The sequence below is a fragment of the Aerococcus urinaehominis genome, from assembly GCF_001543245.1.
Lineage (GTDB): Bacteria > Bacillota > Bacilli > Lactobacillales > Aerococcaceae > Aerococcus > Aerococcus urinaehominis.
In genome coordinates, this window is record NZ_CP014163.1 from 1523510 (window position 1) to 1549667 (window position 26158).

General features: G+C 45.6%; 27 protein-coding genes. 22 read left to right on the plus strand and 5 right to left on the minus strand.

The features are described 5' to 3' along the window. Positions 1-7: 7 nt before the first annotated feature. The 14 genes from AWM75_RS07175 (at position 8) to AWM75_RS07240 (ending at position 14560) form a co-directional block, all read left to right on the plus strand. Complete coding sequence (locus AWM75_RS07175) at positions 8-1129, plus strand: cysteine desulfurase family protein (RefSeq protein WP_067980132.1); 1122 nt, start codon at positions 8-10, stop codon at positions 1127-1129. A 10-nt stretch (positions 1130-1139) separates the two neighbouring features. Next, a complete protein-coding gene (locus AWM75_RS07180; protein WP_067980136.1) occupies positions 1140-1484 on the plus strand; it encodes a hypothetical protein in 345 nt (114 codons plus the stop codon). Positions 1485-1617: 133 nt separating this feature from the next. Then, positions 1618-2745: a tRNA 2-thiouridine(34) synthase MnmA gene (gene mnmA / locus AWM75_RS07185; protein WP_067980141.1), complete on the plus strand. Its 1128-nt coding sequence runs from the start codon at positions 1618-1620 to the stop codon at positions 2743-2745. Positions 2746-2820: 75 nt separating this feature from the next. Then, positions 2821-5316 carry an SF1B family DNA helicase RecD2 gene (gene recD2, locus AWM75_RS07190; RefSeq protein ID WP_234946616.1) on the plus strand — a complete coding sequence of 832 codons (2496 nt, stop codon included), beginning with the start codon at positions 2821-2823 and terminating at the stop codon, positions 5314-5316. A 281-nt stretch (positions 5317-5597) separates the two neighbouring features. Beyond that, positions 5598-8237 carry an alanine--tRNA ligase gene (alaS, locus tag AWM75_RS07195; protein WP_067980146.1) on the plus strand — a complete coding sequence of 880 codons (2640 nt, stop codon included), beginning with the start codon at positions 5598-5600 and terminating at the stop codon, positions 8235-8237. A gap of 52 nt (positions 8238-8289) precedes the next feature. Further along, the gene (locus tag AWM75_RS07200) at positions 8290-8553 is read left to right on the plus strand and encodes an IreB family regulatory phosphoprotein (protein WP_067980148.1); all 264 of its coding nucleotides are present in this window, start codon (positions 8290-8292) and stop codon (positions 8551-8553) included. After that, a complete protein-coding gene (gene ruvX, locus AWM75_RS07205; protein ID WP_067980151.1) occupies positions 8553-8972 on the plus strand; it encodes a Holliday junction resolvase RuvX in 420 nt (139 codons plus the stop codon). Before AWM75_RS07200 ends, ruvX begins: the two co-directional genes overlap by 1 nt. Positions 8973-9000: 28 nt before the next feature. Beyond that, positions 9001-9333, plus strand: coding sequence for a DUF1292 domain-containing protein (locus tag AWM75_RS07210; RefSeq protein WP_067980154.1), 333 nt, complete (start codon positions 9001-9003; stop codon positions 9331-9333). Between the two features lie 290 nt (positions 9334-9623). Further along, positions 9624-10793 carry an endolytic transglycosylase MltG gene (gene mltG / locus AWM75_RS07215; protein ID WP_067980157.1) on the plus strand — a complete coding sequence of 390 codons (1170 nt, stop codon included), beginning with the start codon at positions 9624-9626 and terminating at the stop codon, positions 10791-10793. A gap of 149 nt (positions 10794-10942) precedes the next feature. Then, positions 10943-11578 (plus strand): uridine kinase, encoded by a 636-nt coding sequence (udk, locus tag AWM75_RS07220; protein ID WP_067980160.1) that lies wholly within the window; start codon positions 10943-10945, stop codon positions 11576-11578. A gap of 96 nt (positions 11579-11674) precedes the next feature. Further along, a complete protein-coding gene (gene greA / locus AWM75_RS07225; protein ID WP_067980164.1) occupies positions 11675-12154 on the plus strand; it encodes a transcription elongation factor GreA in 480 nt (159 codons plus the stop codon). Positions 12155-12208: 54 nt separating this feature from the next. Beyond that, on the plus strand, positions 12209-12904 hold the full coding sequence (locus AWM75_RS07230) for a LiaF domain-containing protein (protein ID WP_067980167.1): 696 nt from the start codon (positions 12209-12211) through the stop codon (positions 12902-12904). Further along, on the plus strand, positions 12901-13935 hold the full coding sequence (locus tag AWM75_RS07235; protein WP_067980170.1) for a sensor histidine kinase: 1035 nt from the start codon (positions 12901-12903) through the stop codon (positions 13933-13935). The genes AWM75_RS07230 and AWM75_RS07235 overlap by 4 nt, the downstream gene beginning before the upstream one ends. Continuing rightward, complete coding sequence (locus AWM75_RS07240; protein ID WP_067980173.1) at positions 13928-14560, plus strand: response regulator transcription factor; 633 nt, start codon at positions 13928-13930, stop codon at positions 14558-14560. Before AWM75_RS07235 ends, AWM75_RS07240 begins: the two co-directional genes overlap by 8 nt. 374 nt (positions 14561-14934) lie before the next feature. Here the strand turns inward: AWM75_RS07240 and rnjA are convergent, their stop codons facing one another. The 3 genes from rnjA to budA all read right to left on the minus strand — a co-directional run bounded on the left by rnjA (position 14935) and on the right by budA (position 17669). Continuing rightward, positions 14935-16608 carry a ribonuclease J1 gene (gene rnjA / locus AWM75_RS07245; RefSeq protein ID WP_067980176.1) on the minus strand — a complete coding sequence of 558 codons (1674 nt, stop codon included), beginning with the start codon at positions 16606-16608 and terminating at the stop codon, positions 14935-14937. Beyond that, positions 16608-16826, minus strand: a complete 219-nt coding sequence (locus AWM75_RS07250; RefSeq protein ID WP_067980178.1) for a DNA-directed RNA polymerase subunit epsilon — start codon at positions 16824-16826, stop codon at positions 16608-16610. Before AWM75_RS07250 ends, rnjA begins: the two co-directional genes overlap by 1 nt. A gap of 108 nt (positions 16827-16934) precedes the next feature. After that, positions 16935-17669 (minus strand): acetolactate decarboxylase, encoded by a 735-nt coding sequence (gene budA / locus AWM75_RS07255; RefSeq protein ID WP_067980182.1) that lies wholly within the window; start codon positions 17667-17669, stop codon positions 16935-16937. Between the two features lie 94 nt (positions 17670-17763). On the opposite strand from budA, the gene AWM75_RS07260 reads away from it, so the two are divergent. Then, a complete protein-coding gene (locus AWM75_RS07260; RefSeq protein ID WP_074572530.1) occupies positions 17764-18753 on the plus strand; it encodes an aromatic acid exporter family protein in 990 nt (329 codons plus the stop codon). A 115-nt stretch (positions 18754-18868) separates the two neighbouring features. Here AWM75_RS07260 and trhA read toward each other — a convergent pair whose 3' ends face one another. Continuing rightward, positions 18869-19516, minus strand: a complete 648-nt coding sequence (gene trhA / locus AWM75_RS07265; protein ID WP_067980185.1) for a PAQR family membrane homeostasis protein TrhA — start codon at positions 19514-19516, stop codon at positions 18869-18871. 68 nt (positions 19517-19584) lie between these two features. Between trhA and AWM75_RS07270 the strand changes: the two genes are divergently transcribed. The 3 genes from AWM75_RS07270 (at position 19585) to AWM75_RS07280 (ending at position 22361) form a co-directional block, all read left to right on the plus strand. Further along, positions 19585-20808: a YcjF family protein gene (locus tag AWM75_RS07270; protein ID WP_074572528.1), complete on the plus strand. Its 1224-nt coding sequence runs from the start codon at positions 19585-19587 to the stop codon at positions 20806-20808. A gap of 74 nt (positions 20809-20882) precedes the next feature. Then, a complete protein-coding gene (locus AWM75_RS07275; RefSeq protein ID WP_067980189.1) occupies positions 20883-21458 on the plus strand; it encodes a DUF1836 domain-containing protein in 576 nt (191 codons plus the stop codon). 18 nt (positions 21459-21476) lie between these two features. After that, positions 21477-22361: a DegV family protein gene (locus AWM75_RS07280; RefSeq protein ID WP_067980191.1), complete on the plus strand. Its 885-nt coding sequence runs from the start codon at positions 21477-21479 to the stop codon at positions 22359-22361. 69 nt (positions 22362-22430) lie between these two features. Here the strand turns inward: AWM75_RS07280 and AWM75_RS07285 are convergent, their stop codons facing one another. Further along, the gene (locus AWM75_RS07285; RefSeq protein ID WP_067980195.1) at positions 22431-22727 is read right to left on the minus strand and encodes a HesB/YadR/YfhF family protein; all 297 of its coding nucleotides are present in this window, start codon (positions 22725-22727) and stop codon (positions 22431-22433) included. 138 nt (positions 22728-22865) lie between these two features. Here AWM75_RS07285 and AWM75_RS07290 point away from each other — a divergent pair, with 138 nt between their 5' ends. From AWM75_RS07290 to coaA, 4 genes are all read left to right on the plus strand, one after another. Then, positions 22866-23516 (plus strand): ABC transporter ATP-binding protein, encoded by a 651-nt coding sequence (locus AWM75_RS07290; protein ID WP_067980198.1) that lies wholly within the window; start codon positions 22866-22868, stop codon positions 23514-23516. Continuing rightward, positions 23513-24292 (plus strand): ABC transporter permease, encoded by a 780-nt coding sequence (locus tag AWM75_RS07295; RefSeq protein ID WP_067980200.1) that lies wholly within the window; start codon positions 23513-23515, stop codon positions 24290-24292. Before AWM75_RS07290 ends, AWM75_RS07295 begins: the two co-directional genes overlap by 4 nt. 76 nt (positions 24293-24368) lie before the next feature. Continuing rightward, entirely contained in the window at positions 24369-25124 is a 756-nt protein-coding gene (locus tag AWM75_RS07300; RefSeq protein WP_067980203.1) for an acyl-[acyl-carrier-protein] thioesterase, read from the plus strand. A gap of 18 nt (positions 25125-25142) precedes the next feature. Then, positions 25143-26075, plus strand: coding sequence for a type I pantothenate kinase (gene coaA / locus AWM75_RS07305; protein WP_067980206.1), 933 nt, complete (start codon positions 25143-25145; stop codon positions 26073-26075). The last annotated feature ends 83 nt before the right edge of the window (positions 26076-26158 follow it).

Here is a 26158-nt window from a genome sequence, read left to right on the forward strand (position 1 = left end):
TTATCAAATGGCTTATTTTGACTATGCAGCAACGACGCCCGTATCTGAAAATGTTCAAGCAACTATGGCCAAGAGTTGGGCAGAGGATTTTGGTAATCCCTCGGCTACCTATGCTTTGGGCCGGGCTGCCAACCAGGAAATTGACCAGGTGCGCCGGCAGATTGCTAGTAGTCTTAATGCCAGTCCCCAAGATATTATCTTTGTATCTAGCGGGACTGAAGCCAATAATTCAGCCCTTATTCAGACGGCCTATCGACTGGCTGACCAAGGTAAACATATTATTTCGACTGCTGCTGAACATCCTAGTGTGGCTAAAAGTTTGGCTTACTTGGCAGACCAGGGCTTTGAGGTCACCTATTTAGACTTGGATAGTAGCGGGCATATCAGCCTAGCTGAATTAGAGGCGGCCATCAGACCGGATACTATTATGGTGTCAATCATTGCTGGTCAAAATGAAGTTGGGAGTGTGCAAGATTTAAAGGCCATTGGTGATTTCTGTCAGACCTACGACCTCTTCTTTCATACGGATACTGTCCAGGCTTATATGAATATCGAAATAGATGTTGGAGCCATGCATATTGATGCCTTGTCCATGTCCGCTCACAAGATTTATGGGCCTAAGGGCATTGGCTTTATGTATTATCGCCAGGCTAAGCAAAACTTTAAGCCTTATTTGCATGGAGGCAACCAGGAAATGGGTCTGCGGGCAGGGACGGAAAGTTTACCTTTAATTAAGGGCTTGGGCCAGGCCATTGGCGATATGCAGGCAGATAGCCAGGGGATTTACCAGGCAACAGCAGACCGACGCCAATACTTTATTGACCAGGCCAAGGCAGCAGGCTTAGAGTTTGAAATTAACGGTCCCGACCAAGTTGAACTGCCCCATGTTTTAAATATCTATTGGCCTGGCCACAAGAGTGAAATTGCCTTGATTAAATTTGACTTGGCTGAATTTTATTTGTCGGCGGGATCAGCTTGTTCAGCTGGCTCGCTCCAGCCCAGTCCGACCCTGGTTTCCATGTTTGGTCAGGAAAGTGACCGAATTACTGAAAGTTTACGAATTTCCTTTAGTCATATGACTAGCTACCAGGAGATTGACCAATTAATTAATAAAATGTTAGAAATGTGAGGAAGATAATATGGCTCTAGCAAAAACAGCCAGCTTAAAAGGGAGTGGGCGCAGCTTCGCTGTTGCCCCAAATTGTAAGGCTTATACCCTAAGGGATAATAGCTTTTCCGCTTCTAAGGCGGGCAATTATCAGTATGAGCGCTTGGTTCAAGCTGATTTTAAGTCAGCCCAGGCAGTTATTTTAAAAATTACTGTGGGTAAAGATGTGGATAAATTGCAGCTAGCTACCACCAACAAGGCGGGGTTAAAGGCTGTTAATGTTTACCAAAATGATCTTATGGTCGATTTGGCCAAGCAGGTTGATTATATCTTTGATTTCTTAGTTGAAAACGGGGTATTGGTCCAAGTAGACTAGCGACTGATACTTTCTTTTAGTAAGTATCTGCCTTGTCAAAAGCTGGAAAAGCGCGTATAATGGCCGGGTATATCTTACATAACAAAAACTACGACCTTCAATCGTAAATTTTTGTCAGAAAGATGGTGATGTTATGGAAGATAAGTCAAATATTAAAGTTGTTGTTGGCATGAGTGGTGGGGTAGACTCCTCAGTGACAGCCCTCCTGCTTAAAAACCAGGGCTATGATGTCATTGGTATTTTCATGAAAAACTGGGATGATACCGATGAAAATGGCTTTTGTTCTGCAGAGGAAGACTATGCTGATGTTAAGGCTGTTGCCGACCAGATTGGCATTCCTTACTATTCTGTTAACTTTGAAAAAGAATACTGGGACAAGGTCTTTACTTATTTCTTGGATGAATATAAACGTGACCGGACGCCAAATCCCGATGTTATGTGTAACAAGGAAATTAAATTTAAGGCCTTCTTGGATTATGCCCTAGAGTTAGGCGCTGACTATGTGGCAACCGGCCACTATGCCCAGCTAGAACGTGATCCTGATGGTAAGGTTCGGCTCTTACGGGGGGCTGATGACAATAAGGACCAGACCTATTTCTTAAACCAATTGAGCCAGGACCAACTAAAGCGGGTCCTCTTTCCGTTAGGCCACCTAGAAAAGCCTCAAGTACGGCAAATTGCCGCGGAGGCAGGTTTGGCTACCGCCAAGAAAAAGGATTCCACCGGTATCTGCTTTATTGGTGAAAAGAATTTCAAGGAATTCCTGTCTAACTACCTACCGGCCCAACCGGGACCTATGTTGACCTTAGATGGTAAAGAAATGGGTCAGCATGCCGGCCTCATGTATTATACGATTGGCCAGCGTAAGGGACTGGGAATTGGCGGTGTCAAGGATACGGATGCTAATGAACCCTGGTTTGCTATTGGTAAGGACCAGACTAAGAACGTCCTCTACGTGGGCCAAGGCTACCACCATCCTAATCTGTATAGTGACTATCTCTTAGCCTCTGATCTATCCTTTGTTGATGATGACTTTGACGACCAGTCCTTTGACTGTACAGCCAAGTTTCGCTACCGGCAAAAAGATGTTCCCGTTCATGTGGATATCTTAGCTGACGGCCAGGCCAAGGTGACCTTTGCCCAGCCAGTGCGGGCCATTACCCCTGGTCAAGCTGTGGTTTTCTATGACAGCCCAGTTTGCTTGGGTGGGGGAACCATCGACAAGGCCTTTAGTGGCGACCAAGAAATGCAGTATGCTTAATCACAATAGGGCTAACCTTTCCGGTTGGCTCTTTTTTTAGTATAATGGCAGGTATGAATAAGGGAGGCCAGGCTTGTGACAGTAAATGATCAAGATTATATGATTGGCGAAATTACCGCCGTTTATTTTGAAAATTTAAATAACTACTACCGGGTCATGGCCATCGATATTGATGAGACTAATACCATGTATTCGGAGAAAAAAATTGTGGTGACCGGTAATTTTGTTACCATCCAGCAGGGATCGACCTATAAGTTTTATGGCCGCTTGGTTGACCACAGCAAGTATGGGGTCCAGTTCCAGGTGACCGGCTACGACCAGGTACAAATTGCTTCTAAAGAAGGGCTGATTCGTTATTTTTCTTCGGAAGAATTTCCTGGTATCGGTAAGGTCTTGGCTAGTCGTATTGTTGACCACATGGGTGACCATGCCATTGAAAGCATCATTAATGATCCTGACCAGTTGAAGGGGGTCAAGGGCTTATCGGAGAGTAAGCGACTGATGATTTTAGAGCGGTTAAAAAGTCAGCAGGGTGACCAGCAAGTCTTTATTAAATTAGCTGAATTGGGCTTTTCCGCCAACTTATCTAGTCGGATTTACGGTCTCTACCAGCAGGATACCTTAGAGGTTATCCAGGCCAATCCTTATTGCTTAATCGAGGACCTGCAAGGTTTTGGCTTTCAAAAGGCTGACCAGTTGGCCCAACGCCTGGATTTCCCCCTAGATGCGCCAGTGCGTTTGGCTGGGGGCTTCTATTTTATCTTGAACCAGGTCTGCTACCAGTCTGGTAATACTTATATCGACCGGGACCAGCTTTTGGGACTAACCATGGACCTACTCAGCCAGGCCCAGCCAGGAGGGCTAACCGGCCAGGTCTTAGCCGATACGCTGTCAGACTTGTGTGACCAAGGCAAGTTAATCGCTGTTGATACGGCTATCGCTCTGCCCAGTCTTTTCTATGCCGAGGTGGGCATTGCCAAGTCTTTGGACCGGATTAAGCGGTCAACAGACTTAGCGGATTTAGCAGATAATGGCCAGGTGGACTATGACCAGGAGATTCTAGCGGTAGAGGAAGAACTAGGTATTTCCTATGGTCTGGCCCAAAAAGCAGCCATAAAAGAAGCCTTGACCAACAAATTCTTTATCCTAACTGGGGGGCCAGGGACGGGGAAAACCACGGTACTAAATGGGATTGTTAAGATTTTTGCTAAAATTCATGATTTGGCCCTGGACCCCGATGATTATGAACCAGGTGGTTTCCCAATTGCCATGGCGGCGCCCACTGGTCGAGCTGCCAAGCGCATGCAGGAGACAACTGGCTTACCAGCTTCTACCATCCACCGCTTACTGGGCTTGACCTCTGATGACCTGGATTACGGTGACCAAGATCTTGAAGCTGGCACCGTCCAACTCCAGGCAGACCTGTTAATTATTGATGAAATGTCCATGGTGGATACCTGGCTGGCCCACCAATTGCTGGCGGCGGTCCCGCCTTACATGCAGATTATCTTAGTTGGGGACAAGGACCAGCTGCCATCAGTAGGTCCTGGCCAGGTTTTATCAGACTTAATTCGCTCAGGCAAGTGTCCCGGTCGGGAATTAGATGAAATCTACCGGCAGGATGACCAGTCCACCATTGTCAATTTGGCTCATCAAATTAAAGAAGGGATTGTGCCGCCTGACTTAACCAAGCAGCAAGCTGACCGGTCTTACTTTGAATTATCTAGCGGCCAGATGGCGAAAACTGTAGCTAAAATTGCCAAGCGTGCCCAAGAGAAGGGCTACGACCTGCAGGATATTCAAGTTTTAGCCCCCATGTATAAGGGTTTAGCTGGTATTGATAAGTTGAATGCTTGCTTGCAAGCCACCCTTAACCCCAATGAAGGGGGCAACCGCCGGGAACTGGTCCACTTTGACCAGGTTTTCCGGGTAGGGGACAAGGTCCTGCAGCTAAAAAACCAGGCAGAAAAAAATATATTTAATGGTGACCTGGGTCAAATTGTCTCAATCTTTTTTGCTAATGAAGTAGCTTCTAAAACCGATGAAATGGTGGTGGCCTTTGATGACCTTGAAGTCACCTATAGCCGAGATGATTTCAAGGAATTAACCCTGGCCTATTGTACCTCTATTCACAAGGCCCAGGGGTCAGAGTTTCCTATTGTGATTCTACCCATGGTTAACCAGTATTCACGTATGCTTAAACGTAACCTAGTTTATACTGCGATAACTCGGGCCAAGCAGTCACTGATTATGTGCGGGGAAAAGTCAGCTTGGATACAAGCCATCCAAAGCGTAGGCGGTCAACGTCTGACGCTACTTTATGATTTGATTTTGATGGACGCTAGTGAGCTAGTCGTGTCTGAAGCTAGTCAAGCGGCAGACCAGGCGCAAGCTGACCAGGCTGAAACTAATTCAGAAGCAGATGACCAAGCGACTGCTTCGAATTCAACGGCAGGCCAGCCTGAAAATCAAGAGGATCGCGATTCCGGCCGTTTAACGCCTGATTTGGTTCGGGCTGGGCAAGTGGATCCGCTGATTGGCATGGCAGGCTTAACCCCTTATGATTTCTAGACGGGTCTTGACTTTTAGCCAGTAAATCCTTATACTTTAGGAGTATTTTTAATAAAAAAATCTGCGGGAGACCATATTTTAACCCCTTTAGCGAGAACAGATAGTGTAAGTGTTCACTGGTTAAGATGCTAGCCCCTATAAGCGATGTGTCGAAAGACACCCGGTCCTGGCCGTTATCCAGCTAATGAGATGTAATGGTGTCCTGTCATTACAAGTAAGGTGGTACCGCGTACTAGCGCCCTTATTTGTAGGCAGGGCTTTTTTTATTTAGGAGGAAGAAAATGAAAAAATTATCAGCTAATGATGTCCGCCACATGTGGCTTGATTTCTGGCAAGACAAGGGACACAGTGTTGAGCCGTCAGCTTCTCTCATCCCAGTCGATGACCCGAGCTTGTTATGGATTAACTCCGGAGTAGCCACCCTTAAACCTTACTTTGAAGGGGTTAAGACACCTGAGAATCCGCGAATTACCAATGTGCAAAAATCGATTCGTACCAATGATATTGAAAATGTGGGGGTAACTGCCCGCCACCATACCCTCTTTGAAATGATGGGGAACTTCTCAATTGGCGATTACTTCAAGGATGAAGCCATCACTTGGGCCTGGGAATTATTAACTGGTGCTGATTATTTTGCCTTTGAACCAGAAAAACTGTATATGACCTACTATCCTGAAGATACTGCTACTTTGGAAAAATGGCGGGAAGTGACCGGTATGAGTGATGACCACTTTATCGCCTTAGCAGATAACTTCTGGGATTTAGGTGCAGGCCCATGTGGCCCATGTACTGAGATTTTCTATGACCGGGGCCCGGCCTACCAAGACTTATCTGATGATGATCCTGAGATGTATCCAGGTGGCGAAAATGAACGTTACTTAGAAATTTGGAATATCGTCTTCTCTCAATTTAACCATATGCCAGATGGCCAGTATGTGCCCTTGAAGCAAAAAAATATTGATACGGGCATGGGCTTAGAACGGATGGTTTCGGTTATCCAGGATACCCCAACAAACTTTGAAACAGACCTCTTCATGCCAATTATCGAAAAGATTGCCAGCATGACCGACCACCAATATGGGGAAAATCCGGCTTTTGATACCTCATTTAAGGTAATCGCTGACCATGTGCGGGCGGTATCCTTTGCCATTGCTGACCGGGCCCTACCATCTAATGAGGGACGCGGCTATATCTTGCGTCGCTTAATCCGCCGGGCGATTATGCATGGTCGTCGCTTGGGCATTAACCGGGCTTTCTTAACTGAACTGGTACCGGTTGTAGCTGAGATGATGGCGGATTTCTATCCGCAAATTAAGCAGGACCAAGATTTTATTCAAAATGTCATCGGTAATGAAGAAGCCCGCTTTATGGAAACTATTGAAGAGGGTGAGAGTCTCTTACAAGGACAAATCGCTGACCTGAAAGCAGACAACCAGACGCAATTGGCGGGTAGCCAAGCCTTTAAGCTTTATGATACTTATGGCTTCCCACTGGAATTAACCCAAGAATACCTGGAAGAGGCTGGCATGACGGTAGACTTGGCAGGCTTTGACCAAGAGATGAAGGCCCAACAAGAGCGGGCTCGGCAAGCACGGAAACAAGATTCGGGTATGGCAGTCCAAAATGATGTCCTATCAACCATTGATGCCCCTAGTGAGTTTACTGGCTATCACAACTTAAGTGATCAAGGCCAGGTTGTAGCCATGGTGGTTGATGGCCAGCAAACTGACCAGGCTCAAGCTGACCAGGTTGCTTATGTGATTACCTCTAAAACGCCATGCTATGCGGAAATGGGTGGTCAGATCGGTGACACTGGTGAGTTACAAAGTCCTGCAGGTGAATTACTGGGACGCATTGTTGACACCCGCCAGGCCCCTAACGGCCAGCATCTGCATGAAGTTGAACTAGTCGAGGGTCTTCAATTAAATCAAGAAGTTAAACTAGTGGTTGATAAAAAGCGTCGCCACGCCATTATGCGTAACCATACCGCGACCCACTTGCTCCACAAAGCCCTCAAAGATATTCTCGGTAAGCATGCCAACCAGGCTGGTTCTCTGGTAGCACCTAATCATTTACGTTTTGACTTCTCTCACTTTGGTCAAGTGACTGACCAAGAACTGAAGGATATGGAACGCTTGGTTAACGAAAAAATTGCGGCAGCCTTGCCAGTTGCCACCATTGAAACGACTATTGATAAGGCTAAGGAAATGGGCGCCATGGCCCTCTTCGGTGAGAAATATGGCCATGAGGTCCGGGTGGTTAATATTGATGGCTGGTCAATTGAGCTATGTGGGGGTACCCATGTGGCCAATACAGCGGAAATTGGTCTCTTTAAAATCTTGTCAGAATCAGGTATTGGAGCTGGTATTCGCCGGATTGAAGCGGTCACTTCTCTAGCTGCCTTGGATGTCTATAGCCAACAAGAAAATATTTTGACTGGCCTAGCTAGCCACTTTAAGGTGAAGCATTTTAACGAAATTATGCCAAGGGTTGAAAAACAAGCCCAAGACCACCAGCAAGTCGTCCAGGAATTGAATAAGTTACGCGACCAAGCTAATGCTAATGAGGCTAAGAACCTCTTTAATGAGGTCCAAGAGATTGCTGGTCTGAGAGTGATTACTGGTCACCTGGCTAACCATGCTATGAATGACTTGAGACAAATGTCAGATGTTTGGAAGCAACAAGATGTATCTGATGTCTTGGTACTGGCCGGTGATGCTGATGGTAAGGCCAGCCTACTAGTAGCACTTAAACCAGCTGCCCAAGACCGAGGCTTTAAGGCTGGCGACTTGATCAAGCAAGTGGCCCCTGCCATCGGTGGTGGCGGTGGTGGTCGTCCTGATATGGCCCAAGCTGGGGGTAAAAATCCTGCTGGTATTCCAGATGCCTTAAATCAAGTTAAGGAGATTTTGGCCAAATAGTTGTTCTTTTCCTATATTTTGGGTAAAATGAGGATACTATGGAGGTGTCAAAATGACTGTAAAAGATGAGACTATGCTATTTCGTTTCGGGAATGAACCTGAAAAAGACATTAAAGAATCGCTAGATATTGTCTATCACGCCCTAGAAGAAAAAGGTTATAACCCCATCAATCAAATAGTAGGTTACCTCCTATCCGGAGACCCTGCCTATATTCCCCGTCACAACGAAGCGCGTAATGTGATTCGCTACCATGAACGTGATGAAATTCTTGAAGAATTGATTCGCGCTTACATGGGCCAAGGCGACCAAGACTAATGCGCTATTTAGGTTTAGATGTGGGGTCCAAGACGGTTGGGGTCGCCTACAGCGATCCTTTCGGTTGGACAGCCCAAGGTTTGGAAATTATCCCCATTGATGAGGAAAAAGAAATATTTGGTTTGGACCGCCTGGGGGAAATCATTAAGGAATACCAGGTGGAAAAGGTTGTTATCGGCCTGCCAAAAAACATGAATAATAGCGAGGGTCCACGTGCTGAGGCCTCGCGTGCCTATGGTGACATGGTGGCTGACCAATTTAAGCTACCAGTGGCCTACCAGGATGAGCGCCTGACCACGGCCCAGGCTGAGCGCTTCTTAATTGAAGCGGGGGATGTCAGCCGGCAAAAAAGAAAAAAAGTAATCGATAAACTAGCTGCGGTCCTAATTCTGCAAACTTTCTTGGACAGTCAGCTTTAAGCCAGTCTTACGATTAAAGGAGAATAAGATGAGCCAACACACACACGACCACGAACATGACCATAACCACGACCACAATCATGCTCATGACCACGAACATGAGCATATTACCATTGTTGATGAAGCAGGTAATGAGCAGCTTTATGAGATTCTCTTGACCTTCCATTCTGATGACCATGATAAATCTTATGTAGTGGTTTATCCGGCTGGCGCTGGTGAGGATGAGGCAGTTGAAGTGTCTGCTTTTGCTTATATCGAAGATGAAGATGAAATGTCTGGTCAATTATTACCTATTGAAACGGATGAAGAGTGGGATATGGTAGAAGAAGTCCTCAATACCTTTGTGGAAGAGGAAGAATAGAAAAACAGGGTGCGAGACGCGGCGTTCAGGCATGGCCATTGGAAGGAAGCAGACCAATAGCTGAAAGCTATTGTGTCAGATTTCTGAAGTGGCGACATGCCTGCTGGGGTCCAACTAAGGGTGTGAGCCCCGGCTGTTTGTATACCTATAATAGCGAAAGCCCGGGGCTTATGCTCCAGGCTTTTTGCTATCTTGTAACCATAACTTAATACTGGTTGACCATCTTGTTCTTTTGTCGCTAGGCTTTTTTAGCTATAATAGAGTATAAGTTTAAATAAAGGAGCGATGGCATGGCCCGATTTTCTAAGAAGAATCCTAAAGATAACCACGATACGTTGACCCATATTGAAAGTGAATTTACGACTAATTACTCAAGCAAAGGCTTACGCCGCCATAACCGTTTGGCTGGTTTTGGCAAGTTTTTTATTAGCTTCCTGGTAGTGGCCCTTTTAGCTGGCTTAGGTGCTGGTGGTTATTATGTTTTAGCTGGTAATCCCTTCACTCAGGGCAAAGAAGTTTCCGTAACCATTCCTGATGGTGCTTCCAGCCAAGAAATTGGCCAGATTTTAGCTCAGGCTGATGTTGTCGCTGACGGGCCTATGTTTGCCCGCTATATGCGGTTAACTGGCCTGGATAATTACCAGTCAGGCCAATATACTTTTAGGACTGGTGCCGGTTTTCGTCCAGCTGCCCAAAAGTTGGTTGCTGGCGACCAAGATAATCATTCGGCTAACCAATTAACCATACCGGAAGGGACCACCCTTGACCAGGTTGCGAGTATTTTAGCTAAATACACGGGTAAAAGTGAAGATGAGGTCCTAGCCTTTTTAGATGACGACCAGTTCTTTAGCCAAGCCAAGGCAGCTTATCCAGAACTACTGGCTGAGGTTGCTAACCAAGACCAGGTCCGCCACCGTTTAGAGGGCTATCTTTTCCCAGCTACTTATAATCTAACACCGGACCAAGACCTGGCTGATATTGTGCTAACCATGATTGACCGGACCGACCAAGTCCGCCTTAAGTATGCTGATGATTTGGCCAAGAGCAAGCTAAGTTTCCATGAGGTATTAACCTTGGCTTCACTTATTGAGGCTGAGGCACCAGACTTGGAAAACCGGGAACGGATTGCAGGGGTCTTCCTCAACCGTTTGGAAATTGATATGCCCATCCAGTCAGATATTTCGGTCCTCTATGCCAACCAAACCCATTCAGCTTATGTGACCATTGAGGATACAGAAACGGATTCACCTTACAATCTTTATCAAAATACTGGCTTGGGCCCAGGTCCTTTTAATAATCCGGGGGAAGAGGCCATTGAAGCGGCCCTTAATCCAATTCCAAGTGACGACCTATATTTTGTTGCCGATCTAAAGACAGGTAAGGTTTACTATTCGAAAGACTATGAAAGCCATAGTAAACTTGTAGACCAGTATGTTTCTGAGGAAAATGCTGACCTTTAAGCTGATGATCACTTGATCGAGAAAAGAAAGGAAAAATCCAGGGATTAGTCTTGTCAAATATTGACTGATGCGCTATCATGATAACAATGTTTTGAGAATGAGTGGATACCTGCTCATTCTTTCTTTATGTATAGAAATGAGGTAATAGCATGGCTGAACAAATTATTATTGGTGTAACTGGTGGTTCTGGATCTGGTAAGACAAGTGTCACGAAACAATTGATGTCCCACTTCGACAACCTTTCTTTGGTTTATATTGAGCAAGATGCCTACTATAAGGACCAGAGTGATAAGCCGATGTCAGAACGGATTAAGACCAATTATGACCATCCCAAGGCCTTTGATATGGAACTTTTAAAAGACCATGTGCGTCAATTAATGGCTGGCCATGCCATTGATATGCCTGTTTATGACTACAGCCAGCATACCCGGTCTGACCAAACCGTGCATTTAGAGCCTAAAGAAATCATTATTATTGAGGGCATTTTAGTATTGGATGATCCTGAGTTGCGTGATTTAATGGATATTAAGGTTTTTGTGGAAACAGACGCTGATGTCCGTATTTTACGGCGGATTGTGCGCGATATGGAGGAACGGGGCCGGACCCTGGAATCAGTTATTGACCAATACCTATCTGTAGTTAAGCCTATGCATGAACAATTTATCGAGCCAACCAAACGTTATGCCGATATTATTATCCCTGAAGGTGGCAGCAATACTGTGGCCATTGACCTCTTACAAACTAAGCTATCTGCGATTTTATTAGGTAATTCTGCCGAAAAATAGTTGTTAGTGAACCGAGAGGGAATATTACTTGAATATTTAGCCAAAGGGTGCTAATCTTAACCCTATATTTTATGATTGTTAGGAGAATGTTAGTAAATGGATGAAAAAACATATCCAATGACTGAGGAAGGCAAGGCAAAGTTACAAGCTGAGCTGGACCAATTAAAATCAGTTGACCGTAAAGAAATTGTTGAGCGAATTAAAATTGCCCGTTCATATGGTGACCTTTCTGAAAACTCAGAGTATGAGGCAGCCAAGAATGAGCAGGCCATTTTAGAAGGTCAAATTTCTAAACTAGAACAAATGATTCGTTATGCTGAAATCATTGACCCAGATGATGTTGCCGCTGATGTGGTGAGCTTGGGTAAAAAGGTCAGCTTTACAGAATTGCCTGATGGTGAAGAGGAAACTTATTCTATCGTAGGTAAGGCTGAAGCTAGCCCCCTAGATGGTAAAATTTCTAATGATTCACCAATTGCTCAAGCCTTAATTGGTCACAAATTGGGGGAAGAAGTTGAAATTGAATCACCAGGCGGTTCTTTCTCAGTTAAAATTACGGGCGTTGCCCAACTATAAGACTTAGAGGGCTTAGGCAGGTTTGCCGGCCCTTTTTTGCTAGGAGGTCCAGCTATGTTTAGGTTATTGCTACTAATTGGCCTGTGTGTCATGCTTGCTAGTCTCTTATTTTCATTACAATCTAACTGGCTAGCAGCTGTGTTTTTTGCCCTGGCCTTAGCCAGCCTCGCGCTAGCAGCTTGCTGGCCGGCCAACCGTCACCGCTATCGTTACCAAATCCGCTTGGTTAATCTAGCCTGGTTGGGCTTGGCGGTGAGTTTATTATTGGTTAGCCGCTGGGGGCTGGCCCTGGCCTTCTCTTTAGTGGCTGGCCTAGCCTTTTTTCTGGTTAGCTACAGGCAGGGCCGGGCGCCTGACCAGGATGCAGTTGAGACACAAGCTTGGCTACATTGGCCGGCTGAATTAGCCAACCAAGCTAGCCAGCCCCGATTTTTGACGAGTGGCTACCAGTACTTTAGTGTTTTTGGTCCCAATTTTGTAGACTTGGCTTCCATATTTATTGATCAAAGCCAAGACCAGGTACAAATTATTTGCTTATTTGGCCGGTTGAAAATTGTTGTCCCGGATGGGGTTGAGCTGGTCTGCCGTTACCAAGCTTTGAGTGGCGACTTGGTCTACCAAGACCAGCAGTATTTTATAAATAACCAATACCAGGTGTTGTATCTCGGCCAGGCTAATAGTAATCAAACTCGGCCAGTCCAAGTTGTTGTGACCCAGATCTTGGGTAAATGCGAGGTGGTGGACTTATGATTTGGCGACGTTTGTTACGCTTGGTGGCTGTGAATTGTTTATTGCTGGTGGTCGTTTTAGCCCTAGTTTTACCCGACCAACTGCTTGCCTTAACTGGCCTGACGCCCTGGCAACTTATCCTAACTGGAACAAGGTTGCTAGCGACAATTCTAGCCCTGGGCTTAGTTGGAGGCTTAATCCAGTACCTGTTATTATTCCAGGGGGAGCGTCAGCTGACTAAAAAATTAAAATTTTTACTTGATCATCACTATGATTATGCTGACCAGCTAGATGGCCAAGACCAGGTTTACTACGGCCCTAAAATCCAGGCACTATTGGCAGAGTTAAGCGACCAAGCCAAGCATAGCCGACCAGCTAGTGGGGACCAGTTCAGGGGTGATCAGGCGGACCTGGTGGCTGCAACCATTCAGGCTGAACGACAAAGAATCGGCCGGGAGCTCCATGATTCGGTCTCCCAGCAGTTATTTGCTATGGCCATGCTCTTATCTACTCTGGACCAGATGATTCCCAGTGACCAGGCTGAGGGCCAGTTAGTAGCCAAGGTAAATGAGATGGTCGCCCAGGCCCAAGCCGAAATGCGGGCGCTCTTATTACGTTTACGGCCGGTATCCCTGCAGAATCATAGCCTGGTCCAGGGTATTAAGCGCCTGTTTAATGAATTAGATGGCAAGTTGGCCATCAGTTTAACCACCGATTTGGCGGATATTAGCCTGCCAGCTGAAATTGAAGACCAGCTCTTCCGCGTGGTTCAAGAACTATTGACCAATAGTCTCCGTCATGCCCAGGCTAGCCATATTCACTGTGCCTTGTTTTATGACCAGGGAATTGTTCTCCGCTTTTCTGATGATGGCCAAGGTTTTGATAGCCAGGATGACCATCTAGCGGGCTATGGTCTAAATAATATTAAGCAAAGAATCCAGGATTTAGGAGGCCGGGTTAACTTTAATAGTCAACTGGGCCGAGGTACCCAGGTGGTCATTAAACTACCAGCCTATTTAAAGATAGAGGAGGAAGCAGACAACCATGATTGATGTGTTAATTGTTGATGACCACGAGATGGTACGCTTGGGCGTGGCAAGTTTTATTAATATCCAAGCCGATATGCAGGTAGTGGCAGAAGCCAGCAACGGCCAGGAGGGCTATGATTTAGCCATGAGCTACCAGCCAGATGTCATTTTGATGGATGTGGTCATGGACCAGATGGACGGTATTACTGCCACCAAAAAAATATTGGCGGACTGGCCCCAGGCGAAAATTTTGATGGTCACTTCATTTTTAGATGATGATATGCTTTATCCAGCTTTAGAGGCTGGGGCGGCAGGTTACCTGTTAAAAACCTCGTCAGCCCAGGAAATCGCCCAGGCCATCCGCCAGGTCGACCAAGGCGAGGAAGTCTTGACGGACAAGGTGTCGGATAAAATCCGGACCGATCAATTTAAAAAGCAGGAAAAAACCAAGCATGATGACCTGACCAAGCGGGAGCTAGAGGTTCTACTCTTAGTTGCCCAGGGGAAAACCAACCAGGAAATCGCTCAAGACCTCTTTATCAGTTTAAAGACGGTTAAGACCCATGTTTCTAATATACTGGCTAAGCTAGAGGTTGAGGACCGAACTCAGGCGACTATCTATGCCTTCCAGCATGATCTAGTGAAATAGATATAATGGTTGCATAAAAGACCAAATAAGTTAGTTCATTAGGACAACTTATTTGGTCTTTTATAGTTGTATATATTAATGTCTGTTAAACTGACTAAAATAAATGGTTCTATACTTTTTGGTGTTGGTGAGTACAAACTCACTGACACCTTTTTTATTTAGAATCATAAAAAACTAGTGAATTCTTTATAATTAAGTTGTCACACAAAACTAAAAAGGAGAATTCACATGGCTCAAAATGATTGTAGCAAAAACCTGAAAAATAAAAAAGACCGAAGTTAAAACTTCGATCTTTAATATCACCAACACGATTTGACAAAGAGTCAAAAAAAGACTGAAGTTTCATCATAACTTCAGTCTTTCTTGTTTATATGTTAAACACTCATAACAACAGGCATAATCATTGGATGGCGCTTAGTCCGCTTGTAGAGGAAGGGTCTAAGGGCATTCTGCATAGATTCCCGTAGCATGTGGGCATCAACCGGTTTGCCAGAATTGAGGTGGCCGATGACATTGGTCATGATCACCTTTTGGGCATCCTGGATGAGGTCGCCTGATTCTCGCATGTAGATAAAGCCACGTGAGACAATATCAGGGCCAGCTAGGAGTTCATTGCGGCTAAAGTCGATGGTGACAACCACAACAACTAGGCCATCTTCTGACAGGTTGCGGCGGTCGTTCAGGACAATATTACCGATATCACCGATACCCTTGCCATCAACATAGACATCGCCAGCTTGGACAGAACCGGCACGGCGAGCAGTGTCTTTGGTCAAGGCTAAAACATCACCGGAATCCATGACAAAGGTATTGTCTTTTGCCATGCCCATATCGTGGGCCAGACCGGCTTGAATCGATAGCATCCGGTATTCACCGTGGACTGGCATAAAGAATTTCGGTTTGAGTAGGGACAGCATTAATTTCTGTTCCTGTTGGCCACCGTGGCCAGAGGTATGGATATTATTAACCTTACCATGGATGACCTTGGCACCAGCCTCTAAGAGTTGGTTGATGACCCGGTTAACTGATACGGTGTTACCAGGAATTGGTGAAGATGAGAAGATAACGGTATCCTCAGGTTGGATAGAAATTTGCCGGTGGGTCCCGTTAGCAATCCGGCTCAGGGCAGCCATAGGTTCACCTTGAGAACCGGTACACATAATCATGACTTCATTGGCTGGATATTGGTTGACCTGGTTACCTTCAATCAGACTAGCGTCTGGTATAGATAGGTAGCCTAATTCACGGGCATTGCGGATAGCCGCTTCCATTGACCGACCAAAAACAGCAATTTTACGGTCTTGTTCCAAGGCGACTTCAATGGCCTGGGTCAGACGGGAAATATTAGAGGCAAAGCTGGCGAAAATAATCCGCCCATCAATGTCAGCCATAATATTTCTTAAGGAGTCGCCAACTACCTGTTCGGACTTAGTAAATTCCGGGATTTCAGCGTTAGTCGAGTCACCCATCATACAGAGGACGCCTTCAGCACCTAACTTAGCCATTTTATGAATATCAGCTGGACGACCAACTGGAGTAAAGTCAAACTTGTAATCACCAGTGAAGACAATGTTTCCTGGTGGCGTTTTAACCACAATACCCATGGCTTCTGGAATGGAGTGGGCGGTTAGGTAGAAGGAGACTGAAGTCTTGCGGAATTTAATGATGGAATCATCGTCAATTTCGTGTAGTTCAGCATCCCTTAAGAGGCCGTGCTCGTCTAACTTGTTACGAATCAAGGCCATGGCTAGCTTGCCAGCATAGATCGGCACATTGATTTGCTTGAGGAAGAAGGGAATCCCACCAATATGGTCCTCATGACCGTGAGAAATAAAGAGCCCCTTGATTTTATCCTGGTTTTCAACGAGGTAAGTATAGTCATTAATCACGTAGTCAATACCAAGTAGGTCTTCTTCTGGGAATTTAACCCCGCAGTCCAAGACAATGATTTCATCTTGGAATTGAACCACGTACATATTCTTCCCGATTTCGCCAAGTCCCCCTAGGGCGAAAACGCCTACTTCGTTATTTTTAATATTAGCTTTCACTAATTATCAAACTCCGTTAACTGATAATATTCTCGACTTTGTTCATAAGCCAAGTGGTCACCTTCTAGAATTTGAATGTACTCGACATTGTAGGGGGTATTTTGTTCAATGGCTTGGCGCACTTCTCTTTCGCTCTCTGCTTCCATGTAGAGGGTCTGAGTTGCCTCGCGTCGTGGTACTTCAACTTTTGATTCTTGGTAAGTTACTTTAAAAATCATGCATTAACTCCTTTACTTTTTATTTTTTACAGTTCAAATGGCTACTAATAGTTTACCACAATATTAGCTAATAAGGAATTCTTAGTCTTTATTAGGCGTAGTTTTGGCCTATTCTTCGGCTTCAGCAATTTCATCACTTAAATTAGCTAGGCTGATATCCTGGTCGAGAAAGTCACTGTCTTGAGTGGGGAAGTTTTGCAGGAAGGCATCTTGGTGTTGCCAGAAGATCTCGCCATCAGTTAGGTTGAAGTCAAACAGGTGGCCACCAAACTGGCGGTCATCAGAAATAAAATGGAGGTGGAAGCCCGGGGCAGCCACATTAGCAAAAATTTCTGGTGTATAGAAGCCCATGACCGTGCCTTGGGTGGTTGCTTCAGAAAAAAGCGCTTGATTTTGCGAGGCTTCAATTAAGCGGGGGTAGGGCCGGTCTTGCTTGGGTACGGCCCGGACAGTGACATCGGTAAAGGTGCCCTTAATCATGACAGCGTGAAAAAGATTTTTAGAGGCAAACATTTCTGGTAAGATCAGCTTGATGGTTTTATCACTGAGCACTGAGCTGGTCTGCATGTGTTTGGCCTTGCCTAGATCAAAATCAGCTACGGCCGCATAGGGGACGAGTTCGTCACCAGACAATTTGATGACATCGCCATTGGTCCGGCATTGGTAGCCGATGCCGTCTAGGATAATCAATTCGCCATCGAAATCATCTAGGGTACCGATGCCCAAATTACCAAATTCAAGTAGTTCTTTCATAGATAGGGTGCCGGCAAAGAGCCCTTCCATTAGGGCACCCAGGGTATTATGCTGGAATAAAACAGCCTTGTTATCAAAATATGCGGCCATTACAATCATCCTTTCACAGGCTTTTCACTATTATAGCAAATCTCAGCTAGCATATAAGGGGTAAAGCTTGCTATAATGGCGGGGAGGTGATGATATGCCAGTTTTCATAAAAACTTGTAAGTATGCTCTGGCAACTTTTTTAGCTATTTATATCGCCCAAATCTTGGGCTTAGATTATGCGGTATCTGCTGGTGTCATTGCCATTCTCTCTCTGGCTGACACCAGTAAAGGCACCTTTATTTATATTGGCAACCTGGTTTTAACTATGATCTTGTCGCTAGCAGTAGCCAGTCTAGTTTTTAACCTTTTTGGCTACCATATTTGGACCTTCTCCTTATTCTTGGCTTTGACCTATCCTTTGGCTGTGTACTTCAAGAGCCACAAGGCCATTGCGCCTTGCGCGGTCTCTGTCTCCCATCTCTTGATTGAACAGACGACCTCCTTTGACTGGCTGATGAATGAGTTTTTACTACTCATTATTGGTGCCGGCATTGCCATGGTGGTCAACCTCTACCAGCCATCAGTTTCTAAGCAGATGGAAGACATCAAGGACCAACTGGAGGTTTTGATGCAGGATATTCTCTACACCATGGCCCAACACCTAGACCAGGGGACTGGGGTGGATCCTATTTACGGGATTGTGGACCTGGCCGATGTCAAGCTGAGGCAGGGGATTGATCTATCACAAATGGAGCAGGCCAACCAATTGACCCAGTCTAGCCTTTACTATGCCCAGTACTTTGAAATGCGCTACTTGCAGCTGCAAATTCTCTATAACATGATTGAACGCTTGACCAACTTAAATATGAAGAGCCAGCAGGCGACCATGCTGGCGGCTTTTCTTAAGCAAGTTGCCGATGAGCTCCATGCTGAAAACCCTGTCTTAGGCTTGCAGTCCCAATTGGATGCTTTAGTCGCTGACTACCGGAGCCAAGACCTACCTAAGACCCGGGAAGAATTTGAAAACCGGGCCAAGTTGTTTGAAGTGCTGACCGATTGTCAGAAGTTTTTAAAATTGAAGCGGGGCTTCGTCGACCATATGCGGACAGTTAACCGGGTCACCCAGCATTTAGGCCGTCATTAAACCTGACCGCATCCGGTGCTAATTAAAAAGAAACTAAAATCACTTTAGACCGAATTTTAAAGTGGTTTTAGTCTCTTTTTGTCATATTTGTTATAGTAAGGCTAGTATGTAGCCTTTAGATATGCAGGTAGACAGCTAGGTACATAAAGGCCGCCGCTAGTGAGACAAAGAGGTGCCAGATAAAATGATAATACCGGCGTGCTTGGCGGCTGTAGAAGTAGGTGCCAGCACTATAGGTTAAGCCACCGGCTAAAAGCCAGGCCAGCCCTGACCAGCCTATCCGCTGGCTAATCGGCCAGATGACCAGGAGGACTAGCCAGCCCATGGCTAGGTAGAGGTAGGTAGAGAATTTTTTGATGGTTTTGGGATGGCGGATTTTCATATAAATACCGACGAGGGCGATAGTCCATTCCAGGCCAAAAATTAACCAACCCAGCCATGAATTTAAAACTAGTAAGCAAAAAGGGGTATAGGTGCCGGCAATTAGGAGGAAGATACTGGCATGGTCTAATATTTGGAGCTGGTTGCGAATTGGCGTAAAATAGAAGCAGTGGTAAACTGTTGAGGCAGTAAAGAGGACCACCATGGCCAAACCGTAAATTGTGTAGGCAAAATAGGCTAAGCTGGTATGGGCTTGCTGGTAGAGGGCTAGGGTAGCCAAAATCGCCAAAGCCGCTGAAATACCGTGGCTGGTCGCGTTGAGGGCCTGGTTAGTGACGTCATAAGCTGTAATATGCGTATGGTTGGACTGGTTGCTAGACATGGAATGCCCCTTTCGTTTTTAGAAATTATAACATAGTCCCAGCTGGGCATAGGAGATAGGTGATTTAAATGGCGAAATATTTTGATGTGTCCCTGGCCGACCAAATCCAGGAAAAGACACTTGAAGAGATTAACAAGATGGACAAGCTTCATATTCTTTTGGTGGGGAAGACCGGGGTGGGTAAGTCTACCCTGGTCAACAACCTCTTTCGCGAAAAATTAGCGGCAACTGGGGTTGGTAAACCGGTGACGCCGCATCTACGTCGCATTGAAAAAGAAGGGGTGCCCCTGGTATTATATGATACGCGTGGCTTAGAGCTAGACCAAGCTGTCCAAGACCAGGTGACCAGTGAAATCAAGTCATGCTTGGCCCAGTTAGCTAAGGACGGTGACTGGATGCATTGTGCATATTATTGCATTAATGCCAATGCTAACCGGATTGAAGAATTGGAAATTAATTTTATTAAGCAACTTGCCCAAGAAATGCCGGTAATTTTAGTCCTGACCCAGGCTATGGGCCAGGGAGTTGATGATTTTAAGGCTTATATCAAAGACTTAAACCTACCGATTCAAGCTTTGATCCCAGTTATGGCAGCTGATTACCAAATTTCAGCCGACTATACCATTTCAGCTTTTGGCTTGGACGAATTAATGGCACGGACCCTGGAAATTATTCCTGAAGACCGCCAGGCGGCTTTTCATAATGCCCAACAGGTCGATATCCAGGCCAAGGCTAAATTAGCGCGACGTTGGGCGCGCCGCTATATTATTTCTAGTTTTGGGGTAGGTTTTACCCCAATACCTTTTGCGGATGCTTCAATTCTTGTCCCCATGCAGGTGGGTATGCTGGCCCATATTACTGCGGTTTTTGGTATCTCCATGGAAAAATCCAAATTGGTATCGATTTTAGCCGCAGTTGGTGGCACGGGTGGAGCAACCTTTTTGGGACGGACCCTGGTTGCTAATGTGGTCAAATTAATCCCAGGAGTCGGCACCATGGCTGGTGGGGTGGTATCAGGGACAACCGCAGCCGTAGTGACCTCGGCTTTAGCCATGTCCTATATCGAAGTTTTGACCCTCATAGCCCAAGCAGACAAGCAGGGAGAGGACTTGTCAGCCAAGTATCTGGGCGATTATATGCGGCAAACCTTCAAGGCCCGGCTCAAGCGTGGGGACCAAGACGCTGATTTTAAAGCCATTAAAAACCAGTTAGATCAAGACCAAGACTACGAATCAGCTGAGAGTCACCCAAATAAAAAGGGTAGTTTATGGTCGCGTTGGCGGCGGAAATAAAATTAACTAGTTATTAAGATTATATCATCTTGTTATGGTATAATGAGTTCAAGAATTAGAATAGGTGAAGAAAAATGAAGAGACAAGCGGAATTCCAGGCTTGGATTGAGGACTTAGAAGAATTTTCCTTACCACGCTGGGACGACTTAACCGATATGCCGATTTATATGGAACAGTTGCTCCATATGATTGAAAAGTATTTGGAACTCTTCCAATTTGGTGAGGAGGGTGGCCAGTCCTTAACCCCGTCTATGGTTAACAATTATGTCAAACTGGGCCTTATTCCTAAGCCTGACAAGAAAAAGTATAACAAACGCCATGTGGCCTACTTGATTATTATTACTCTCTTTAAGCAGGTCATTTCTATTGCTGAGATTCAAAAAGCCCTCTTGTTTTTAGCCAAGCAATTGGGCTCTAAAGCAGCTTATGATCGTTTTTGTGAAATTCAGGAACTAACTATCCACAGCCGGGTCAAGGCCTACCGCCAAGGCGAGAGTGATGGCGCTATTATGGCTGCCATGACGGCTTTTGAGCAAGATGATAATTTTGATGAGTACCTAATTTGGTCAGCCTGTTCGACCATGACTAACCTCTTGTTTGCCAAACAGATCATTTCTTTGATTGAGCCGGAGGACAGGTTAGCAGAATAAAGATAAGTGAGGGAGATTATGGGACAAGAAAAAATTGGTTTTATTGTAGATTCTGGTAGTGATGTACCAGCTGAATTAGTGGCTAGCCACCATATTAAGGTGCTTCCTTTGACAGTGACCTACCAGGATGGTCGTGAATTTGACGATGGCGACCTAGATCTAGATCAACTTTACCGGGATATTGATGACCAGTCACCTAAGACATCCCTACCTTCAGGGGAGAAGATTTTCCAAGCCTTTGAAGAACTTAAGCGTGCTGGGTGTACGCATGTGATTGCCACAACCATTTCATCAGCCCTATCAGGTACCTTCAATAGTGTGCGATTGGCGGCCCTAGAAATGGCTGACATGGAAACTTTTGTCCTAGATACCAAGTCTATTGGTATCGGTGCCGGGCTTTTTATGGTTGCGGCTTGCTATTATTTAGACCAAGGTGATGATTTCGACACCATCTGTGATAAATTATCCCGTTCAGTGGACCCTAGCCATATCTTCTTCCATATTTCAACCCTCCACTATCTAATCAAGGGGGGCCGGATTGGTAAGGTGATGGGCACCCTGGGCTCTATGCTGAAAATTCAGCCCATTATTACCTGTGACGAAGAGGGCATTTATACCACTGTGGCCAAGTTTAGAGAATCACGTCGCGACAATGACCAGCGGGCCATTGACAAGCTCCTAGACCAGGTCGACCGGGTTAGCGATAAAACCAGGACTTATTTTGTCGGTAGTTCAGGTGGGTCCAAGGCAGCCCAGGCCAAGATGCGGACGCTGTCGGAAAAATTGCCGACCATCCTCCCACATATCCAAGCTAATTATGCAGTTCCCGTTTCTCCTGTTTTAGGTGTTCATACTGGACCTGATATTTCTGGTTGCGCCATTGTCCCTGTGATTGAAGATTAATGACAAGAAAAAAGTCTCCTTGAGCAAGATGCGCTCAGGGAGACTTTTTTTACTAGTTATTAATGCAGGCTAGGCTTCTGGGGTAAAGTCGTAAACAAAGCTTTCTTCTTCGGGTTTATAATCAACGGCAAAATCATAGCCGTTGAAGAACCATTCGTCATGCTTGTCCATGTAATATAGGACCCCATCCTTTTCGGTTGAAGCGATCACTTCATCAGGGGCTTCAACTGAGACGGCAACAGAAAAGCCTTCGTGGACAGCTGTTTTACCGTAAACCTTGCTGGTAAAGCGTAGGGCATCGCCTTTTTCGAGACCCATTTCTTCTTGGGCAAACTTGTGGGCTTGGTCACTTACTGTAATTTTCACTTGCCTTCCTCCTCTTTCTTCATTGTCTTCATTATAACGGCAATTTTTGTCGCTGGCAACGATTGCGCCTGCATATTGGGCGGTATCTGCTAGCTTCTATGTTAGAATGATTATAAGTTAGATAGAAAGGAAATACTTATGTCGTTATTTGAAACTAAAGATTTAGGCTACCGGGTGGCTGACCGGCAGATTTTGTCCGATATTAATTTGACCATCCAGCCGGGCCAACATACCCGGATTGCGGGGCCGTCGGGATCGGGCAAGTCAACCTTACTTAAACTTTTAGCCAACTTAATTGCTAAGAGTCAGGGAGAAATTTATTTTGCGGGTAAGGCCCAGGGAGATTATCCGCCAACTGATTACCGCCAGCAGGTGTCTTATTGTTACCAGAATCCTAGCCTGTTTGGTCAAAAATTAATTGATAACCTGGCCTTTCCGGCCCAGTTGCGCCAGGATGACTTTGATGAGGAGATATGTCGCAACTACATGTCCGCGCTAGGGTTAGACCATTTGGACCTAGACCAGAGCATCAATGATTTATCTGGTGGTGAAAAACAGCGTTTGGCCTTAGTGCGCAACCTGATTTATCCGCCTAAGGCTCTGCTGTTAGATGAAATTTCTTCATCTCTAGATGCCCAAACCAGCCAAAAAGTGGTGGATTTTCTGGCTGACTATGCCAAGCGCCACCAAACTACCTTGGTCTTAGTATCCCACAATGATTATGAAGCGGTCCTTTGCCAGCAAGAAATTTACCTGGACAAGGGCCAAGTTAAGGAGGTTAAGTCATGAATCCAGCCTTAAGTGTAACCCCTATGTCCTTGGTGGTGGCTTTTTCTTTGGTCTTAATTGCCATGGCCATTGCCCACAAGGAGAAATTAGGTTTAAATAAAGAAATCGCTGTTGCCACCGTCCGCATGCTCATCCAACTGACTGTGGTAGGCTTCCTCTTGACCTACGTCTTTCAACTGGATGCCGACTGGGTGACTGGTATTATTATGGTACTGATGGCAGTGAATGCCGCTTGGAATGCTTCTAAGCGGGCCCAGGGGCTGCCACAAGCTTTTAAAATCTCTATTTTGTCCTTGTTTCTAGGTGTCTTTACCGCCTTAGCTGTCCTATTGGTTTCTGGGTCGCTGCAGTTTATTCCTCAACAAATGATCCCGATTACTGGGATGTTGGTCGGTAATGCGATGAATATTATCGGCTTGAGTTTCCGCAACTTGCGGTCTGGTTTCCAAGCCCAGGCCCAGCAGGTTCAAGAACGGATAGCTCTGGGTGCTAATCCCAAACAGGCTTCTTTTGAAATTATCCGCCAGGCCATCAAGGGGTCCTTGCAACCAACCATTGATTCTACTAAAATGGTTGGCTTGGTTACCTTGCCCGGCATGATGACAGGGATGATGTTCGCTGGGGCTGTACCGACTACAGCAGTTATGTACCAAATCATGATTTACTTTATGATTATGGCAACCGCCTCTATTACCGCCACAGCAGCAATTTACCAGGCTTACCGGGCCTTCTTTGATGGGGAAGGGCGCCTTAACCGTCAGTCGCTGGAAGATTAGAAAATTTTTGTCAGCTGGCGTGAATTATGATATTGTAGGAGACATAAATTGTAGTGTTTAGACAAGGGGGATGCTTGTGGGCTTGAAATTTACCAAGGGTTATGTGGTCAGTTTTGACCAGGTTAATGCCTTAGGAGAGATGACTTTAAAGGCCTTGTTTGACCGTTTGATGATGACATCCGGTTTCCAGGAGCGAAGTTTGCCTGGTTTACAGGCTTTTCGTGACCAGAACCAGTTAGCTTGGGTGGTGACTGCTCACCAGTTAGAAATTAATCGACTGCCGCGCTATGGAGAAGAAATCGCTATTGAAACGGAAGCCTTGACCTACAATGCCTTCTTTACCTACCGGCAGTTTAAGGTCTATGACCAAACTGGCCAAATCTTGGTCACGGCCCTGTCCACCTTCTCGATGATTGACCTTAAAGACCGCAAGGTTGTCCGGGTGCCGGATGATATCATTCAAGCCTATCAAGTAGCCCCAGCTAAAAGAAAAGTAAAACGTCTACGCCTGGCCAAGGATTTGACTGCTAATGACCAAGTTGACCAGGTGACCGCTCAATTTTTAGATATTGACGGCAACCGCCATGTCAATAACGGGGTTTACTTAAATTGGGTGACCAATAGCTTGGGTGCGGACTGGTGGCTAAATAAACAGTTGACCCACTTGTCTATTGCCTACGAACGTGAGATTGCCCTGGGCAGTCAAGTAGATGTGCTGACCTATGACCAAATGGATGAAAGTCACCAGACCTACCATGAAATAAAATCTAACCAAGGCCGGCATGCCTTGGTGGCCCTTACCTGGCAGGACCGGGCAGGGCATCTAGAATAGAAAGTTAGAGGATTTGTTGTGCTAGATACCAGTGCCTACCATATTATTGACCGCCAGCAGTGGGCGGCCTACCGCGACCAGAATCAACCGGGACCGACCTTGTCTTTGACTGAGGCCCAGCTCCAGCGCTTGGTTTCTTTAAATGATGAAATCAGCCTCCAGGATGCTAAGGAAGTCTACCAACCCTTGACCCAACTGGTTAGCCTCTATGTCCATAATTATTGGCAATTTTCTGACCGCCGCAACCAATTTTTGGGTATCCAAGACCAGGTGCCCCCCTTTATTATTGGTATTTCTGGTTCGGTTGCAGTTGGAAAGTCAACGGCGGCCCGTTTGTTGCGGCTATTTTTAGCCCAGGCTTTTCCTGACATTCAAGTCGACTTGGTTACTACTGATGGCTTTCTTTATCCCAACCGGATTTTACGCCAGCATAATTTGATGAGCCGCAAGGGTTTTCCTGAGTCCTATGATATGGACCGTTTAATTCAGTTCTTATCTGATGTTAAAAATAATGTGCAAAACATTAGCTATCCCATGTATTCTCATGAGATTTACGATATTGTACCGGGTAGGTCCCGGGTCTTGGAGAATCCTCAGATTCTGATTGTCGAGGGGATTAATGTCTTCCAGGTGCCGGCCAATAAAAATATCCTGATGACCGAGTTTTACCACCTGTCTATCTATGTGGATGCCGATACCGACTTGATCGCTAAATGGTATTTGGAGCGTTTTAATATTCTACGTGACCAGGCCAATTCGCCTGATGAGTATTATTACCGCTTTGCTAAGATGTCCTACGCTGAAGCCCAGGCCTATGCTAAAAACATCTGGGAGACCATTAATTTGGTTAACCTAGACAAGTATATCTTGCCTACCCGCGACCGGGCCGATATTATCATCCATAAAACGGATAACCACTATATTGATGAATTGTGGATGAAGAAATATTAGCCTATAAGTTTTTACTAAGCCTGGCTCAATTTCTTTAAAAAGTAAAAACTAAGCTCTATAATAAGAGCTTAGTTTTTTATTTG